This window comes from Actinokineospora spheciospongiae (assembly GCF_000564855.1).
Taxonomy (GTDB): domain Bacteria; phylum Actinomycetota; class Actinomycetes; order Mycobacteriales; family Pseudonocardiaceae; genus Actinokineospora; species Actinokineospora spheciospongiae.
On record NZ_AYXG01000004.1, the window covers coordinates 81,751 to 98,949 of the forward strand.

The window sequence follows — 17,199 nt, forward strand, 5'->3', positions numbered from 1 at the left end:
CGCGCCCGCGCATCACTCGAAGGAACCGTCATGCTGCCCGGAATAGGTGCCTGGGTACCGGCTGCCCTCGACCAGCAGCTCCCGCTCACCGACGCGTCCTTTCCCCACTCCGCTGCCCCGGCCACCGCCGGGTGGTTGGAGGACTACCTGCGTGACCCCGGCGGCGCCCTGCTGGGGCTGCTGGACCGGTTGCGCGACCTCGTGTTCGACTGGGGCCTGATCGCGGCCCCGGCCCTCGCCGTCCTCATCACGGGGATCGTGGCCAGCAGGCGGTGGTGGGCGCGGCGCTGCCACGAGGCGCTGCTCGCCGACGCCCGGCAGGTCACCGTCCTCGCCCCACCACAGGTCGACCCCGCGGGCGGGGCGGCGCTGTGGTCCAACCTCGTCGGCCTGCTGCGACCCGGGTGGCGGCGGGCGTTCACCGGCCAACCGCACGTGGTGTGCGAGTACGTGTTCTCCGAGGCCGGGGTTGCCATCCGGTGGTGGGTTCCCGGCGTCATCCCACCCGGGCTCATCGAACGGGCGGTCGAGGCCGCGTGGCCCGGCGCGCACACCCGCGTCAGTAAGGCCACCCCGCCCCTGCCCGCACCGGGGCAGGGGCAGCGGCGGCTCGTGGTCGGCGGGGAGTTGCGGCTGGCCCGCCCCGAGGCGCTGCCCATCCGGTCGGTGTTCGACGCCGACCCGATCCGGGCGTTGCTCGGCGCCCCGGTCGGGCTCGGGCGCGAGGAGTACGCGTGCGTGCAGGTGCTGGCCCGCCCGGTCACCGGCCGCCGCGTGCAGAAGGCGCGCCGCGCCGCCCGGCACGTGCACACCGGCGGCTCGACCCGCTTGGTCGGGCGCCTGCTGGACATGGTCACGCCAGGTCCGTCACGGTCCCGGCGCTCAGCCGTGGCGCGGACGGCGACGGGGGCGTTGCACAGCGACCCGCGAACCTCCCTGGAGTACTCGGCGCAGAACCGGGCCATCGTCGGCAAGCAGCGCGCTGCCCAGTTCGAGACCGTCGTCCGTTACGCCGTGGCGACCCTGCTGCCCGCCGACGTCGGTGACGGCGAGGTCCGCCAGGCCCGCGATGTCGCCCGCGGCCGGGCCCACGCCCTGGCCGCCAGCTTCGCCTCCTACACCGAGCACAACCACTACACCCGCCACCGCCTGCGCCACCCCGGCCCCGTGCTCGACTCCCGCCGCCTCGCCGACGGGGACCTGCTGTCGGTGTCGGAGTTGGCGGCGATCGCGCACCTGCCCACCGACGAGGCCATCCCCGGCATCCAACGCGCCGGTGCCCGCGCCATCGCACCCCCACCCGGCATCGCCACCCCCGGCCCCGAGGCCAAACCACTCGGGGTCACCGACACCGGCCACCCACGCCCCGTCGCCCTGCGCGTCCCCGACGCCCGGCATCACCTGCACGTCATGGGCGCGACCGGCTCGGGCAAGTCCACCCTGCTGGGCAACATCATCCTCGCCGACGCCGAAGCCGGACGCGGGATCGTGCTCATCGACCCCAAGGGCGACCTCGTCACCGACGTCCTGTCCCGGCTGCCCCGTAGCGCGGCGGACAGGGTGGTCCTCTTCGACGCCGACAGCAAAGCCCGCCCACCCTGCCTCAACCCCCTCGACGGCGGAGAGACCGACCTGACCGTCGACAACCTCGTCAGCGTGTTCCGCCGGGTCTACTCGGCGTTCTGGGGCCCACGCACCGACGACGTCATGCGCGCCGCCTGCCTCACCTTGCGCACCCAGGAAGGCGTCGCCACACTCGCCGACTTGCCCAAACTCCTCACCGACGCGGCGTTCCGCGACCGGGTCACCGCCGGGGTCACCGACCCGGTCCTGCGCGGATTCTGGACCTGGTACGACGAACTCACCGACTCCTCCCGCTCCCAGGTCATCAGCCCACTGATGAACAAACTCCGCGCGTTCCTGCTGCGCCCGTTCGTCCGCGACGCCATCGCCGCCGGGCACTCCACCGTCGACATGGGCCAAATCCTCGACGGCGGGATCTGCCTGGTCCGCATCCCCAAAGGCTCACTCGGGGAGGAGACCACCCGGCTGGTCGGGTCGCTGGTCGTCGCCCGCACCTGGCAGGCCACCACCGCCCGCGCCCGCACCCCACAACGACTGCGCCGCGACGCTTCGATAGAGATCGACGAGTGTCACAACTTCCTGAACCTGCCCTACCCCATCGAGGACATGCTCGCCGAATCCCGTGCCTTCCGCGTATCCATGATCCTCGCCCACCAACACCTCGGCCAACTCACCCGCGAACTCCGCGAGGGCCTGTCCACCAACGCCCGCAACAAAATGTTCTTCAACGCCAGCCCCGAAGACGCCCGCGAACTTTCACGCCACACCGCGCCCAGGTTGTCCGAGCACGACCTCGCCCACCTCGGCGCCTACCACACCGCGGTCCGCTTGGTGCTCAACGGCGAAGAAGCCCAACCGTTCACCATGCGCACCCAACCCCTCCCACCCGCCATCCCCGGCCGAGCCCGGGAAATCCGCCGCGCCGCCCGCCGCAACACACAAACGCGCGCCGCCGGGGCGGTCACCGGTGCTGGCACCCCGCAGCCCGGCGCACGGCCACCCCGTGCCCCGTCAACTCCATCGCGACCGGCAAACCGGACCGGGCCCGACATACGCCCGCGCAACCCGGACCCACGTCGACGGTGACCCCGATGGCAGCACAAACCATTCGGCCCACTGACATTCGGAGGTTCCGGCATGATCACCGATCCCACCCGGCAGCGCGCCCTGCGCGGCCACAAGCCCACCCGTCCGAACCCGCGCGCCGCGAACACCGCCGAGCACCAGGCCGTGCTGGCGTGGCGGCTGACCGCACGGGACAAGTGGATCGCCCGGATGCTCTGGGAGCACCGGGTGCTCACCGCCCACCAGCTCACCGCGCTGGCGTTCCCGTCCTTCCGGTCCGGGCGGATGCGGCTGCGTGAGCTCTACACCTGGGGTGTGCTTGACCGGTTCCAGCCGTTCGTCACCGTCGGCACCGCCCCCATGCACTACGTCCTCGCCCCCGCCGGGGCCGCGGTGCTCGCCGCCGAGGACGGTGTGGACGTCAAGGAGATGGGCTACCGGCACGACCGGGTCTTCGGTGTCGCCCACAGCCTGCGCCTGGCCCACACCGTCGGGGTCAACGAGTGGTTCACCGCCCTGGTCGACCGCGCCCGCCACCCCCAACCCGGTGAACAGGCGACGTTGGCGGTGTGGTGGTCGGAGACCCGCTGCGCCCGCCACTTCGGCGACCTGGTCAAACCTGATGGCTACGGCCGCTGGCAGCACCGCGACCAGCACGGGGACCGGCAGGTCGAGTGGTTCCTGGAGTACGACTTCGGCACCGAGGTCCTGGGCAAGCTCGCCGGGAAACTCACCGGCTACGCCGCCCTCGCCCAGGCCACCGGCATCACCACCCCGCTGCTGGTGTGGCTGCCGACCGCACGACGCGAGGCCACCGCGAGGCGGCTGCTGGTACGAGCCTGGCGTGAGCTGGACGACCCGCGCGTTGTTCCGGTCGCCACCGCCGCGGCCGACCTGCTCAACCCCGACGCCGCCCATCCCAGCCCCGCCGACGAGGTCTGGCTGCCCCTGGACACCCATGCCGGTGGAGGACGGCGGGCGCTGCCGGGGCTACTCGACGCCTGGCCGCACCTGCCACCGCCGGTCACCCCCGATGACCCCACCGCGCTCGGCTTCGAAACCCACCCGCTCTCGCCCCCACCCCCGCCGATGCCGCCCACCGCCCCACCACACGCGCCCGGCCGACACGGGCGGAGGTGACCCGGTGCTCGACAAGGCCGGCATCGGCGCCGCCGCACTGCTGCTGCTCATCCCCGTCCTGTTCGGCATCGGGGTGGCGGCGGTGGTGGACTCGGTGCTCGGCGGTTCGCCGGGCACCGTCGACTGCACCACCCCCATCGCCGACATCCCACCCGAGTACTGCCTGCTCTACCGCACCGCCGCCCCGGACTGCCCCGGTCTGGACTGGACCGTGCTCGCCGCCATCGGCAAGATCGAAACCGACCACGGCCGACTTCAGGCCCCCGGTGTCACCGAGGGGGAGAACTTCGCCGGGGCCGCCGGGCCGATGCAGTTCCTCGCCCCCACCTTCGACAGCGTCACCGCCACCCACCCGTTGCCACCCGGCGGGGCATCACCACCCTCGCGGTACAACCCGCACGACGCCATCCACGCCGCAGCCCACTACCTCTGCGACAGCGGAGCCCGGAACGGGGACCTGCGAGCGGCGATCTTCGCCTACAACCACGCCGACTGGTACGTCGACGACGTCCTCGACCACGCCGCCCGCTACGCCCACGCCGCCGCCGCCAGCGTGGGCACCGGGGACTGCAACGCCATCCAGGCGCCCAACGCCGCCGCGTTCGCAGCGATCAACTACGCCTGCGGACAACGAGGACTGCCCTATGTCTGGGGCGGCAACGGCCCCGACAATGGGCACACCGGCTTCGACTGCTCCGGGCTGACCACAGCCGCCTACGCCGCCGCCGGAATCACCCTGCCCCGCACCGCGCAAACACAGTTCAACGCGGGCCCCCGTGTCCCGGCCGGACAGTCGCTGCTGCCGGGCGACCTGGTCTTCTACGGCACTCCCGACCACATCCACCACGTTGGCCTCTACCTCGGCGGCGGACTCATGATCAACGCCCCGACCTTCGGACAACCAGTGCAGATCGACGCCTACCGGTACACCGGCGACGACTACGCCGGAGCGACCCGCCCGGCTGCCTCCACCATGGTTGCGGCCTCCGCACCAACCTGAGCACCTTCCGGGACAGTGGTTCGGCTGGATCATGAGGGTGCTCCGCAGAATCACGATCAGCCCGTGGAGTGAGAGCGGACAACGGTCCGACCTCACCCCACGGGCATCATGTGGTGATCATGTGACAGAAGCTTCGCGACCACGCGCGACATCAGCGACGACAATCCACCACGGTCAGTCAGGGTGTGAGTCGTTCGGGTTCGCCCATGCCGGCGCCGATCTTCGCGGCGAACGGGTATCCGTGGGGGTCGACGAGGACGATGTGTTGGGTGAACAGCGGCGGCGAGGTGGGGTCGAGGGTGATGATGTTGTGGTCGCTGGCCAGTTCGAACAGCGTGTTCATGACGTCGCGGATGGTGGTGCGGTCCGGGTCGGTCTCGACCGAGAGGCCCTCGACCTGGATGTGCAGGACGCGGTGTTGGGGCAGGACGGTGATGAGGGTGCGGACATGGTCGGGGAGGCCGCCGTCCTCGCGCAGTTCGGCGATGTCGTCGCACAAGTGCACGGCGACGGCCTCCAGCCGGTGACCGCGCTCGATGTCGACCCGGGCACCCCACATGACCCGCAGGTCCGCTGGAACATCGGGTTCAGCCATGACGGATCTCCCTGAGGCGTGTCTTCAGGTTGAGCGGTCGGTGCGAACGAACAACGGCGGGGTCACCGGTCCCGCTGGGTGCGCAGGTCGGCGCGCAGGTCGTGCAGGGTGCGGCCGTCGCTGGTGCGGCGCCACGCGGTCCAGCCGTGGTGGTGGATGCCGCTCAGCGCGGTCGCGGCGGCTGCGGGGGTGGCGTACACGCTTTCCCCGTCGGCGAGCATGAGGGTGCCGTCGATGCGCAGGCGCGCGGTGTGGCGAACCGCGCCCGCGCGGCGCTCCCACACCAGTTCCTCCCCGTACTCGACCAGCTTGGTGGCGAGCAGGTCGCTCAGGACGGTGCCCTCCCACCGCAGCGGGGAAGAACCGGGGCGTTCGGAGGCCAGCACGACGGTGCGGCTGAGGGTCTCGGCGGCGTCGACGTAGAGGCTCATCGTGGCGGCGGCGGTGGGGGCGAGGGTCCACGACCAGCGTTCGTCGAGCCCGTGCCAGCGGCCCAGGGGCATCCACCGGCCCCGGTGGGCCAGCAGCATCTCCACGTCGGCGACGTGGTCATCGACGAGCGCCCCGGGCGCTTGGGTGGGTGGGAGCGGTCGGATGACGAGGTCGCCGTCGTGCAGGTCGGCGGGCGGCTGATCAGCCAGCCACGTTCCGGCGAACAACGCCACCTTCCCGGCGGTGTCGGGATCGACGTCGCCGTGGACGTCCACGGCGAGCACGAGCATCGCCCAAGCGCCATCCGGGACGCGCATCGGTGTCGGCCCCAACGACGGCACGAGGACCACCGCGTCATCGGGCAGCCCTTCCTGACACAGCAACGTTGTCTCATCGTCGCGTGGCGGCGTCGCGGTATGCGCACCGGGCAATGATGCGGCAGCGGTCGCCTGGAGGGACGCAACGGCGTCGGCATGGGTATTCATGGTCGTGTCCTTGGTGATCGAGGTGTCGTGGTGGTGTTCGTCGCCGCAAGCCCGCGAAGCGCGGTCGGGCATCGCGGGCTTGCGGCGACGGTGACGGTGTGAGCCCGTTCGGGGCGGGCCTTGTCGGCGGGAAGGCACCCGTGTGCCCGCACACCCGGGGCGTGGGCGGTACTACGTCGGACCGAAGTCACTTTTTCCTGCTGACATCGGTCGGGAGACTGAGTCGTGTTCGGAGCGTGGCGCGCAGATCACTCAGGCTGACTCCATCGGACGTCCTTTGCCAGGTGACCCACCCGTTCTGATGGTTGCCGCCGAGGGCGGTGGTGGCTCCGGAGGGGGTGCGGTAGATCCGCCCGTCTTCCAGCCGCAGCCTGCCGTCGGGTTCGATGCGGGCGGTGTGGCAGATGTCCAGGGCGGGGCGGTTCCAGCGGAATTCGTCGCCGGGGTGGAGCAGACCGGCGGCGAGCAGGTCGACGAGGTCGCCGTTGCCCGCGTAGTCACGCAAACCTGACGGTGACGGTGATGTTGTCCCCGACGGGAACGTGTCGGCCTCGGCCGCGTCGGTGTGCAGCTCGATGATCGCCGCGACGGTCGAGGCTGTGGTCCACGGCCAACGGACATCCAGCGACGCCCAGAATCCGACGCGTCGCCAGCGGTGGTGATGGGCCAGCAACAGCTCCACGTCGACCACGTCACTGTCAGGTGATTCATCCTCGGGCGCGGTCAGGACGACGACCAGGTCACCTTCGCAGAGTTCGGCGGATGGCTGCTCGGCAACCCAGGCCCCGGCGAACAGGGCGATGTCGTCTTCCCGGTCCGGGTCGGTGTGGTTGACAACGTCCACCGCCACAACGAGCATCGCCCACGTGCCCTCGGGCAACCGCATCGGCGTGCCCGTCAGGGACGGGGCGAGGATCACGGTGTCCGAAGGAAGTCCTTGGCGGCGAAGCAATCGACTTTCGTTATCGTCCCGTGTGGTGCTGGCAGCCGTTGGAGTCGGATCGGGTGGGGAATCGTTTTCGGAGGTGTTGGCGGGTGCGTCAGGGCTGGGGCTCGGTGATGCCGTCGGTGTGGTGTTCACGGTCATGGTTGCTGTGTCCCTTCGGATTCAGTGGTCGGGGATGAACGTCTGACATGTATGGACGCTTCGTCTCGGGCACATTGTCAACCCCACGTGCGAACAGATTGATGAGAACAACCCTTGTGGTGTAATGTTTTCCGTTTCTCGGGGGGACCATAGAAGACAGTTGTTCATCTTCCGGTTCCCACTTGACTTCACGGGGCGAAGGAAGCGTCCATAGTCGTGTGACCCGACATCACCGGACACGCGGTGGAAGCCACACCCGCTCCGGCCGGGACACAACCACCCATCCGATACAGCACCCATGCGAGGCAATCATGGTCATCGCCAGCATCCCCACCTTGAGCGCTGTCCCTGCCCCAGTGACCGAACCGGTGACACCGCGCACGGACACCGAGGAGAAACTGTGGCAGGCACTGCTGGACAACCCCGGCAGCGCGGCCGGTGTCCTGTCAACCGCCGCCGGGATCGGCAAATCGACCGCGCCGAAGATCCTCAACCGCTGGGAGAAGGACGGCCTCGTCTCCCGCATCGCCGGAACCGCTGACGGAGGCCCACGCCCTGCCGACCGCTGGTCCATCACCGCCGATGACGAGCCCGGCGGTGATGAGCCGAGCGGCGAGCAGTCGGCCGCTGTCCAACCCATCGGTGTCGAGCCCACCGGTGTCGAGCCCGATGGTGTGGAGACCGGCGTTGATGAGCCGGGCGGCAAGCAACCCATCAACGCGGAAACGGTGGTTTCGGAGGGGCGGGCTACGGGGGAACGGTTGGCGCCAGGGGCGTTGCGGGGAATGGTCGAGGATCACCTACGCGAGCACCCCGGCGAGGAATTCAGCCCGAGCACAATCGGCAAGGCATTGAACCGGTCCTCCGGTGCGGTGCACAACGCGCTGGAGAAGTTGGTCGACAACGGCTGTGCCGTGCGCACCAGCGACAAGCCGAAGAAGTACTCCCTTGCCGCCGCCCAACGGGAAGACGCCACGACGAAGTAGGCATACCTCGCAGACAGGCGCTTGTGCGGCTGTGTCCCCACGGGTTCACCTCACCCTGGGGGCACAGCCACATTCGGCGGTCTGACACGTGGAACGGGGTACTGGCTCGGGAGGGACACCACGGGGTTTCCAAGATCGACGTGGTCGAGGCGACACGAACTCCAAGGTGATCAGGTGTTGCGATCACCCGTAGAACCCAAGCTGCCCGCGTGGGGCCACAGCGAACCGCCAGAGCCAGGGGTCGACCACCGCAGGCCAAAGCCTCAGTCAACGGTGCTGTCCGCGTCGATCACCAGAGCGGTCGTGCGGCGAACACGAGGCGTTCACGGGGCGGCGCGCCGCCTGACCAGGGCTTTTCATTGTCCGAGCAGGTGAAGCAGTCCGGATGGGTGCCCGGCGGAGACGCCTCCGGTCGATCTGCGCGTTGACCGTGCGGGTACAGGGCGGTCATGAGGCAGTGATGGGGCGACACCGGGCATACGCTGCGGAAACAGGTGAGTACTGTGCGCAACGGAGGGGCCGGGAGGAGGGACGCGCGATGGGAGTACGAGCGCTCACCCCGCTGGCCGCTGCTCGTGAAACCGCCGGGTACACCCAGGAAACCCTGGCAGTGGCGTTGAAGGTCGAGCGCACCACCATCGGACGGTGGGAGCGTGGCGTTCAGTCGCCACAGCCCTGGCAGCGGCGCGGCCTCGCCACTGTCCTGCGGGTCTCCCTCGACGAGCTGGACGACCTGCTGCGCCGCACCACCCGATGCCCCGACACAGCCATCGGTCCCACCGTGGCCGCGGGGCGAGCACCGGCCAACGTCGAACTCGTCCCGGCAACATCCACCTCGGAGGACGCCCGCGAACAGACACCAGCGGCGGAGGTCGACGTTATCCACGCCGCCATCCCACGCCTGCGCCGCGCCCTGGACCGGCTGGATCTACCCGACGACGGGCCCACCAGAACCCCGGCCAACCTGCATGGTGACATCATCAGCGCCAGCGACGACCGGTTGCAGTCGCGCTACGAAAGCCTGGCTCGCCGCCTGCCCGATCTCATCGCTGAACTCGCCCGTGCTGGCCAGCTCGGCGACGCCACCGACCGTCGCCATGCTGCCGCGCTGCTGACCCTCGCGCTGCGCGCCGCGGACGGGATCGCGTTCAAGTTCGGCTACCTGGACCTGTCCGCGCGGCTGATCGACCTGATGCGCTCGGTCGCCCAGTTCGCCGAGGACCCGCTCCTGTTGGCCGCGGTGGCCTATGTGCGCACCGAGACGTTCTTCGCCACCGGCGATCTCGACACCGCCGCCCGCGCCCTTGAGCTCGCCACCGACGACCTGCCCGCGCTGGGCACCGCCTCGTCCTCGGCAGCGTTCGGCGCCCTGCACATGCGGGCCGCGGTCGTCGCCGGGCGGGCGGGCAAGCCCGGCCGTGCCGCCGAGCACCTGCGCGAAGCCCGCCGTGCCGCAACCGTTGTGCCTGAAGGCATCTACCAGGGCACCGCGTTCGGCCCGGCCTCCCTGCGCATTCACGAGCTTGCCGTCGCCGTCGAGCTACGGGATCCCCTGGGCATCGAACGTGCGGCGGCCTGGCAGCCGCCCGCCGAATTGCCGGCCGAACGCCGCTCCCACTACTTCATCGACCTCGCCCGCGCCCAGCTCACGCTCGGCAGGCACGAGGACGCCTACCTGTGCTTGCAAGCTGCGCGCCGGACCGCGCCCGAACACACCCGCACGCATCCGCAGGTACGCCAGTCCCTCTCGACATTGCTCCGTACCCACACCACCCCCAGCACCGGACTGCTCGACCTCGCCGCCTGGGCCTGCGCCCGCTGAGCCATTCCACCGATCGGTCAGCATGAGCCCAGCAGCCCTGACAGGTCGCGCAAGGAGTCAATCACCCAGTCCGCGTCACGCCGGACCAGCGGGTCCTCAGCCCAGAGGTAGCCCCACGGACCGCGCCGGATCAACGCCGTACGAAACCCCGCCGCCTTCGCCGCCACGACGTCGTTGTCACGGTGATCGCCCACGTACACCGTCGCGTCCGGTCGCCCGCCGGGCACCATCGAAGCGACGCGAGCGAAGAACTCCGCTGAAGGCTTGGCGACACCCCATTCGCCCGAGGTGGCGATCTCGTCGACAGGCAGGCCCAACGCGCGCAACAACTCGGCCGCACGGGCGGTCTGATTCCCAGCCACCCCGACCCAGAGGCCCCGCTCGCGCAGGTCGGCCAGAGCAGGCCGGACATCCGGGTAGAGGTCGGACTCCTCGATCCGCTCGCCCAGACCGGCATCTTCGCGCAGTTGGCGTTCGTGCCCGAGGTCGAAGCCCGGTCGGAAGTACTGGAAGGTCTCGGCGTTGTCCCGGCCAGCGGCGGTGACCGCCCCCAGCACGGTGGAGAAGGTATGGCGGGGGACGCCGATCCAGTCCGCCCACGCACCCCACTCGCGCGAGTCGTCTAGCAACGTCTCGCCCACGTCGAACACCACTGCGGTCACCATGCCCTACTCCTACGTCACCAGTTGGCCCGGCGCGACACAGGGGCCTCGTCCGCCTTGTCGAGGTGTTTGATGACCTTGGTTCGTGAGTGATCGCGAACTCGGGCGGCCTGCTACGGCCAGCGTGCAGGGGGCGGTTTCGACGATCAGGAGAAGCGGTCGAACTGGGCAGAGGCTCTACAGGCCCGCCGATCGGGTGAAGGCGGTTCATACTCGCTGGCATTTGCCCAGATCACGGTATGCGCCGCCTCACGAACGCCTCATCCTCGCCTCGTCAGCGCACTGGACGATCTTGCTTGCGGGAAGTTGACTGACTCGGGTTGGCCGACGAAGCACCCTGCGCACTCGGCATAGCCCACCGCCACATTTCGTGACCGATCCGGTGGCATAGGATCGGCTGGCCTTGTCTGGGAGAGTAACTGAGTGAGCACACTCCGACACCGCACATCCCGTCCGTACGACGAGTCGGAGGAGGCCGGGCCGCTGCGTGAGGCGATGGTCCGTGACCTCCGCGACTTGGGCGCACTCGACACCGACGAGGTGATCGCCGCCTTCCTCGCCGTGCCGCGACACCTGTTCGCGAAGGACGAGCCGCTGGAGACCGTCTACGCCGCCAACACACCGCTGGTCACGAAGAAGAACTCCGAGGGACAGGCCATCAGCTCGGTCTCGGCCGCGCACATCCAGGCCACCATGCTGGAGCAGGCCGAGATCAAGCCGGGGATGCGCGTGCTGGAGATCGGCTCGGGCGGCTACAACGCCGCGCTGTTGGCCGAACTCGTCGGTGACTCTGGGCAGGTCACCTCGGTCGACATCGATCCCGACATCGTCGCTCGTGCGCAGCAGTGCCTCACGGCGGCAGGCTACGACGAGGTCAACGTGGTCCTGGCCGACGCTGAGGGAGGTGTCGCCGAGCACGCACCCTACGACCGGGTGATCGTCACCGTCGGCGCGTGGGACATCCCGCCGGTGTGGATCGAGCAGTTGTCCACCGACGGGCAGATCGTCGTGCCGTTCCGGTTCCGTGGTCTGACGCGGTCGGTGGCCTTCGGCCGCCAAGACGCTCGCCTGGTGAGCAGGGACTACCGGTTGTGCGGGTTCGTGCCGATGCAGGGCGCCGGGGAACACACCGAGCGCCTTATCCGGCTCGACGGTGACGACGTGGTCCTGCGCACCGACGAGAACGGCCCCTTCGACGAGGACCTGTTGCGGGCCGCCCTGCACGGACCCAAGGTCGAGCGCTGGTCCGGCGTGGTATTCGACCAGGTCGACCAGTTGGACTTGTGGCTCGGTACCTCGATCCCCGTATTTGGGCTGCTCAAGGCGACGAAGGCCGCGATCGAGAAGGGGCCTGTCGGCCGGTCGGCGTTGCTGCCGGTCCCGACCTCGGTCCGGGAAGGCAGCTTTGCGTACCGGATGAAGCGGCCGATCGAGGGCACGGACGAGTTCGAGACCGGCGTGTACGCCCACGGCCCGGACGCCGAGGCCCTCGTCGAGGAGTATGTCGAGCTGATCCGCACTTGGGACCGCGAGCACCGCGACGGTTCGCGCGCGCGGATCGAGGTGTTCTCCGCCGGGACGCCGGACGACAAGCTGCCGCACGGACGGCTCGTGGACAAGAAGCACACCCGCGTCGTCATCACCTGGCCCTGACGCCGGGGCACGCCTGACCGACACGGCCGGGCATTCGCAAGAAGCACCACCACCGAGGAGGAACCTTGACCGTTCAGCTGGAAGACAAGCCGGAAACGACCGCCACGGCAGTCGTGGATTCCGAGTTCGATCTCGACGTCAGCATCGTGGAATCCGGACCGGTCGTCGACGAGCTGCTGCGCCTGACCGACGACGGCTGCGGCGCCACCTGTGAGAGCGCCTGCAACAGCTGCCCTTGAGCGCAGCAGCTCCACGATCCACCATTCGACGACCGCGGCCCGGTGGGCGGGGACACCCCGCCCACCGGGCCGCGGTCGCTGGCAGAAAGGTATTGCCGTTGTACCGAGTGGTCGATGCCGCACTTCTGCGAGCAGTGGCGTATACCCCGAGCTGGATCGGCACCGCGTGGCCGGATGTGCCGGCGGACACCGACGAGCACTTGGCCCGGTGGCGCGAGTGGCTGGACCAGGTGTGGGCGGACGATCACATCGTGGCTGCCATCGAGATGGCCAGCCCGGTCCTCGCCGAGCAAGTCCGCCGAGTGTTCGACGGGAACTCCATTACGCCACGCGACCTGCGGCGGCTGGTGTTGTCGCTGGCACGCTACCTGGTGCGCGGCACCGGTCGGGCAACCCCGTTCGGCCTGTTCGCAGGAGTGGCACCGATCCACTTCGGTCCCGCGACCACCGCACGCTCGGGCGGGCGGCATAAGACGATCGCGCGGGTCGACGCGGAGTGGCTGGCGCGCGTTGTCGAGCGCTTGGAGGCGTCGGTCGAACTCCGGCGGAGTCTTACGGTCGTGGTGAACGATCTGGCGTTTGTCCGTGACGGTCGCTTGGTGGTGGGTTGTGAGCGGCACGCGGGCGCCTCAAGCAAGACCTCGGCGGCCGAGGTGTCGGTCAAGCTGACCAAAGCTGTGGACATCGTGGTGCGGGCCGCGAGGACGCCCATCGCGGTCGTGGACTTGGCTGACGCTCTCGCGGCCGAGTTTCCGGCAACGAGGGCTTCCGTGATCGAGGGCATGGTCGCCGAGTTGGTGACCCGGCGCATCCTCGTGACGAGTTTGCGTCCGCCCATGTCGGCCGCCGATCCGCTCGGTCAGGTGATCGAGCAAGCCACCGCCTGCGGTGGTGACGCCTTGCCGGATGTTGCCGATCTACTCGGTTTGCTTCGCGACGTCCGACGTGACCTGGCTGCCCACAACCAGAGCACCACCTCCCACACCCGGCAGCGCGTGCTGCGCGCCCAAGTGTCGGCGGCGATGAACAACATCGCGGCCACCGGCAAGCCGCTCGCCGTCGACTTGCGCGTTGACGACCGCGTGGTCTTGTCCGAGCAGGTTGCCCAGGAGGCGCAGGTTGCCGCTGACGCCTTGGCGCGCCTGGCCGTGCATCCTGCGGGCAGCCCGGCGTGGCGGGACTACCACTCGCGTTTCCTCGAACGGTACGGAATGGGCGCGATGGTCGCCGTGGCCGACCTCGTCAACGCTGATACGGGGTTGGGCTTCCCCGCTGGGTACCGCGACACCCGCCTGGCACCACCTGCCGCGCCGTCCCTGTCCGAGCGGGACGTGATGCTGCTGGCCTTGGCCCAGAAGGCCGCGTTGGACCGCAGTACCGAGGTCGTGCTCGACGACAATGCCATCGGGCGCCTGGCCGTCGACGACCTCACCGCCGTCCAACCACACACCGAGCTGCGGTTCCGCATTCAGGCACCGACCCGCGAGGCTCTCGACCGAGGCGAGTTCGAGCTGGTGGTCGCCAGCGTGTCCCGCGCGGCCGGAACCACCACCGGCCGGTTCCTGGACGTGCTGGACCTCGACGACCGCGAGCGTATGACCACCGCCTACCAGAGCCTGCCCACACTGCACGACGACGCCTTCGCGGCCCAAGTCAGCGGTCCCACCCTCTACCCGCGGGCGGAGAACGTCGCCCGCAGCCCACAGGTCTTGGCGACCCTCGTGTCCTTCGCCGAACACCGGGCGCCCGACGAGCAGACGGTGGTGGTGGACGACCTCGCCGTGACCGCGGACGCCCACCACCTGTACCTGGTCTCGCGGTCCCGCCACCGGCTCGTGGAGCCGACGGTCTTCAGCGCTGTGGAGTTCGCCCACGCCGCACATCCACTGCTGCGTTTCCTCTGCGAGATCACCACCGCGCGCGCCGCCGTGTGTGCCCCGTTTTCCTGGGGAGCGGCCAACCAGCTGCCCTACCTGCCGCGCATCCGCTACCGCCGCACGGTCCTGACCCCAGCCCGATGGACAGTGGACGCCTCCGACCTACCCGGCCCGACCTCCTCCTCGGCGGCCTGGATCGAGCAGCTGGCGGCCTGGCGACGTCGCTACGCGCTGCCCGAATCCGTCTATCTCGGCGAGGACGACCGACGGCTCCACCTGAACCTGAACCGTCCCGCGCACCTGCACCTGCTGCGGGTCGAGCTTGACCGCGCCGGCAAAGTCCAGCTCCGCGAAGCACCCGAGGGCGACGCCTTCGGGTGGTTCGACGGGCGCGCCCACGAGATCGTCGTTCCTCTCGCCGCCGACCAGCCCGCGCCTGCACGGAGACGGCGACGCCCCTGGTCGCTACCCACAGTCGAGCCTGCACTTGGCCACCTACCAGGCAGCGACGAATGGCTCTACCTGAAGCTCTACGGGCATCCGGACCGCCACGACGCCATCCTCACCGGTCACCTTCCACGCCTGGTCCGGACCGGCCACGAGCCGATGCAGTGGTGGTTCCTCCGTTACCAGGACCCCGAGCCACACCTTCGGCTGCGGTTCCGCCTGCCCGAAGGCGTCGACTACGTCGAGACCGCCCGCCAGGTGGCCACTTGGACGGCCGGCCTGCGCGAACGTGGCCTGATCGGACACGCGCAACTGGACACCTACTACCCCGAAGTCGGACGCTTCGGCCCCGGCCCGACGATGACGGCCGCCGAAGCGGTGTTCGCTGCCGACTCCGAGGCCGTGCTCGCGCAGCTCGCCTCACTGGCCGGCACCGGCGCCCCGCACAAGCAGGCGCTCATCGCCGCGAGCACGGTCGACCTCGCCATAGCCGCCACCGGAGACTCTGGCGCAGGACTGCGCTGGCTGCTCGACCATGTCGACCGGACCGCCATCGAGGCACCAGCCCGCCAAGTGCACGACCAGGCGATCACGCTGGCAGACCCGGACAACCAGCGCGCCGCCCTCCGCGCGATCCCCGGCGGCGACGCCATCGCCGACGCCTGGGAACACCGCCGTACCGTCCTGGCCGCTTATCGCGACAAGCTCGTTGCCACAGACATCACGGCACTGGACGTCCTGCCTGACCTCACCCACCTGCACTTCGTCCGCATGACGGGCCTGGACCCGCACGGCGAGCGAGCCTGTGCCCGCTTGGCTCGTACCGCCGCGTTGAGCTGGACCAGCCGCACCCGAGGAGCCCGGTGAACCGATATCCCCTGAACGCGATGGCCGCCTCGACCGAGCTGGCCGCCCGGCTCAACGATCCGCGCCTCGTCCGCTTCGTCAAGAACTCGACGACCGGCGGCCGTCCCCGTCCGCAGTCTCTTGGCGGTGGAGCTGCTGGCGTCGCCCTGCTGCACATCGAACGTGCCCGCGGCGGTGCAGGCCCTTGGGTCACCGCACACACCTGGCTCGCAGCCGCGACTGATGACGAACTCAGCGCCGGAGCCAACGCGGGGCTGTTCTTCGGCGCTCCGACCCTGGCCTTCCTGACGCACGCCGCCGCCGACCAGCCCGGCAAACTCGCCCGCGCGCTCGCCACCCTCGACACCGCTACCAGCAACCTCACCCGGACCCGCCTTGCCACCGCGCACACCCGCATCGACCGTGGCGGGCGACCGGCACTGGCCGAGTTCGACCTCATTCGCGGCCTCACCGGACTGGGCGCCTACCACCTGCGCCACGACCCGGCAGGCGAGCTCACGAAGGCGGTCTTGTCCTACCTCGTACGGCTCACCCAACCCTTACCCGATGCCAACGACGGCCTGCCCGGCTGGTGGACAGACCTGGCTCCCAACGGAGCACGGTCACCCGACTTCCCCGACGGGCACGGCAACCTCGGCATGTCCCACGGCATCGCCGCCTCACTCGCCTTGTTGTCACTGGCGATGCTGCGCGGCATCGTTGTGGACGACCACGCCGCCGCCATCGGCCGCATCTGCACGTGGATGGACACCTGGCAACAGGACACGCCCTCCGGCCCGTGGTGGCCGGGGTTCATCACCTGGGAGCAGGCCAACGCAGGCCGAGTCCCGTTTTCCAGCCGTCAACGTCCGTCCTGGTGCTACGGCACTCCTGGGATCGCCCGAGCACAGCAACTCGCGGCCCTGGCAACCGGAGACACGGACAGGCAACACATCGCCGAAGCCGCGATGCTGGGCTGCCTGCGCGACCTCGCCCAGCTCGACCGGCTCACCGACAGCGGGCTGTGCCACGGCCTGGCCGGCGTGCTGCAAGCCACCTGGCGCATGGCCGCCGCTTCACCAGAACCCGATCTCGCAGCCGAACTGCCGAACCTGGTCGACCGGCTACTCACCCGATCACCGCAGGACCCCGAGTTCCTCGACGGCCACGCCGGGATCGCCCTCGCCCTGCGCACCGTCGGCGCCGACACCGCCCCGCTCAGCCACTGGGACACCTGCCTCCTCCTCGGCTGACACCACCCACCACGGAACTGAAGGAC

General features: G+C 69.7%; 13 protein-coding genes. 9 read left to right on the top strand and 4 right to left on the bottom strand.

Annotation, left to right across the window (positions count from 1 at the left end; translation table 11 throughout):
* Positions 1-30: 30 nt before the first annotated feature.
* Genes UO65_RS00530 through UO65_RS00540 form a run of 3 tightly spaced genes read left to right on the top strand, consistent with a single transcriptional unit; the run spans position 31 to position 4,789 of the window.
* On the top strand, positions 31-2,670 hold the full coding sequence (locus UO65_RS00530; protein ID WP_084175187.1) for a helicase HerA domain-containing protein: 2,640 nt from the start codon (positions 31-33) through the stop codon (positions 2,668-2,670).
* Between the two features lie 51 nt (positions 2,671-2,721).
* The gene (locus UO65_RS00535; protein WP_035277648.1) at positions 2,722-3,789 is read left to right on the top strand and encodes a replication-relaxation family protein; all 1,068 of its coding nucleotides are present in this window, start codon (positions 2,722-2,724) and stop codon (positions 3,787-3,789) included.
* 4 nt (positions 3,790-3,793) lie between these two features.
* Complete coding sequence (locus UO65_RS00540; protein ID WP_035277650.1) at positions 3,794-4,789, top strand: C40 family peptidase; 996 nt, start codon at positions 3,794-3,796, stop codon at positions 4,787-4,789.
* Positions 4,790-4,967: 178 nt separating this feature from the next.
* On the opposite strand, the gene UO65_RS00545 is transcribed toward UO65_RS00540, so the two are convergent.
* The 3 genes from UO65_RS00545 to UO65_RS00555 all read right to left on the bottom strand — a co-directional run bounded on the left by UO65_RS00545 (position 4,968) and on the right by UO65_RS00555 (position 7,220).
* Positions 4,968-5,384 carry a hypothetical protein gene (locus tag UO65_RS00545; protein ID WP_035277652.1) on the bottom strand — a complete coding sequence of 139 codons (417 nt, stop codon included), beginning with the start codon at positions 5,382-5,384 and terminating at the stop codon, positions 4,968-4,970.
* 62 nt (positions 5,385-5,446) lie between these two features.
* Entirely contained in the window at positions 5,447-6,199 is a 753-nt protein-coding gene (locus UO65_RS00550; protein ID WP_152551904.1) for a restriction system modified-DNA reader domain-containing protein, read from the bottom strand.
* Positions 6,200-6,488: 289 nt separating this feature from the next.
* Positions 6,489-7,220, bottom strand: coding sequence for a restriction system modified-DNA reader domain-containing protein (locus tag UO65_RS00555; RefSeq protein WP_052020321.1), 732 nt, complete (start codon positions 7,218-7,220; stop codon positions 6,489-6,491).
* Between the two features lie 479 nt (positions 7,221-7,699).
* Between UO65_RS00555 and UO65_RS00560 the strand changes: the two genes are divergently transcribed.
* Together UO65_RS00560 and UO65_RS00565 are read left to right on the top strand one after the other, a co-directional pair.
* Positions 7,700-8,374, top strand: a complete 675-nt coding sequence (locus UO65_RS00560) for a MarR family transcriptional regulator (RefSeq protein ID WP_152551905.1) — start codon at positions 7,700-7,702, stop codon at positions 8,372-8,374.
* A gap of 538 nt (positions 8,375-8,912) precedes the next feature.
* Complete coding sequence (locus tag UO65_RS00565; RefSeq protein WP_161784398.1) at positions 8,913-10,196, top strand: helix-turn-helix domain-containing protein; 1,284 nt, start codon at positions 8,913-8,915, stop codon at positions 10,194-10,196.
* 17 nt (positions 10,197-10,213) lie between these two features.
* Here UO65_RS00565 and UO65_RS00570 read toward each other — a convergent pair whose 3' ends face one another.
* A complete protein-coding gene (locus UO65_RS00570) occupies positions 10,214-10,861 on the bottom strand; it encodes an HAD family hydrolase (protein ID WP_035277653.1) in 648 nt (215 codons plus the stop codon).
* A gap of 420 nt (positions 10,862-11,281) precedes the next feature.
* Between UO65_RS00570 and fxlM the strand changes: the two genes are divergently transcribed.
* From fxlM to UO65_RS00585, 4 genes are all read left to right on the top strand, one after another.
* Positions 11,282-12,511 (top strand): methyltransferase, FxLD system, encoded by a 1,230-nt coding sequence (gene fxlM, locus UO65_RS00575; protein ID WP_084175191.1) that lies wholly within the window; start codon positions 11,282-11,284, stop codon positions 12,509-12,511.
* A gap of 65 nt (positions 12,512-12,576) precedes the next feature.
* Complete coding sequence (locus UO65_RS34125; protein ID WP_084175192.1) at positions 12,577-12,750, top strand: FxLD family lanthipeptide; 174 nt, start codon at positions 12,577-12,579, stop codon at positions 12,748-12,750.
* A gap of 107 nt (positions 12,751-12,857) precedes the next feature.
* On the top strand, positions 12,858-15,941 hold the full coding sequence (locus tag UO65_RS00580) for a lantibiotic dehydratase (protein WP_233427392.1): 3,084 nt from the start codon (positions 12,858-12,860) through the stop codon (positions 15,939-15,941).
* 20 nt (positions 15,942-15,961) lie between these two features.
* On the top strand, positions 15,962-17,173 hold the full coding sequence (locus tag UO65_RS00585) for a lanthionine synthetase C family protein (protein ID WP_035277656.1): 1,212 nt from the start codon (positions 15,962-15,964) through the stop codon (positions 17,171-17,173).
* The last annotated feature ends 26 nt before the right edge of the window (positions 17,174-17,199 follow it).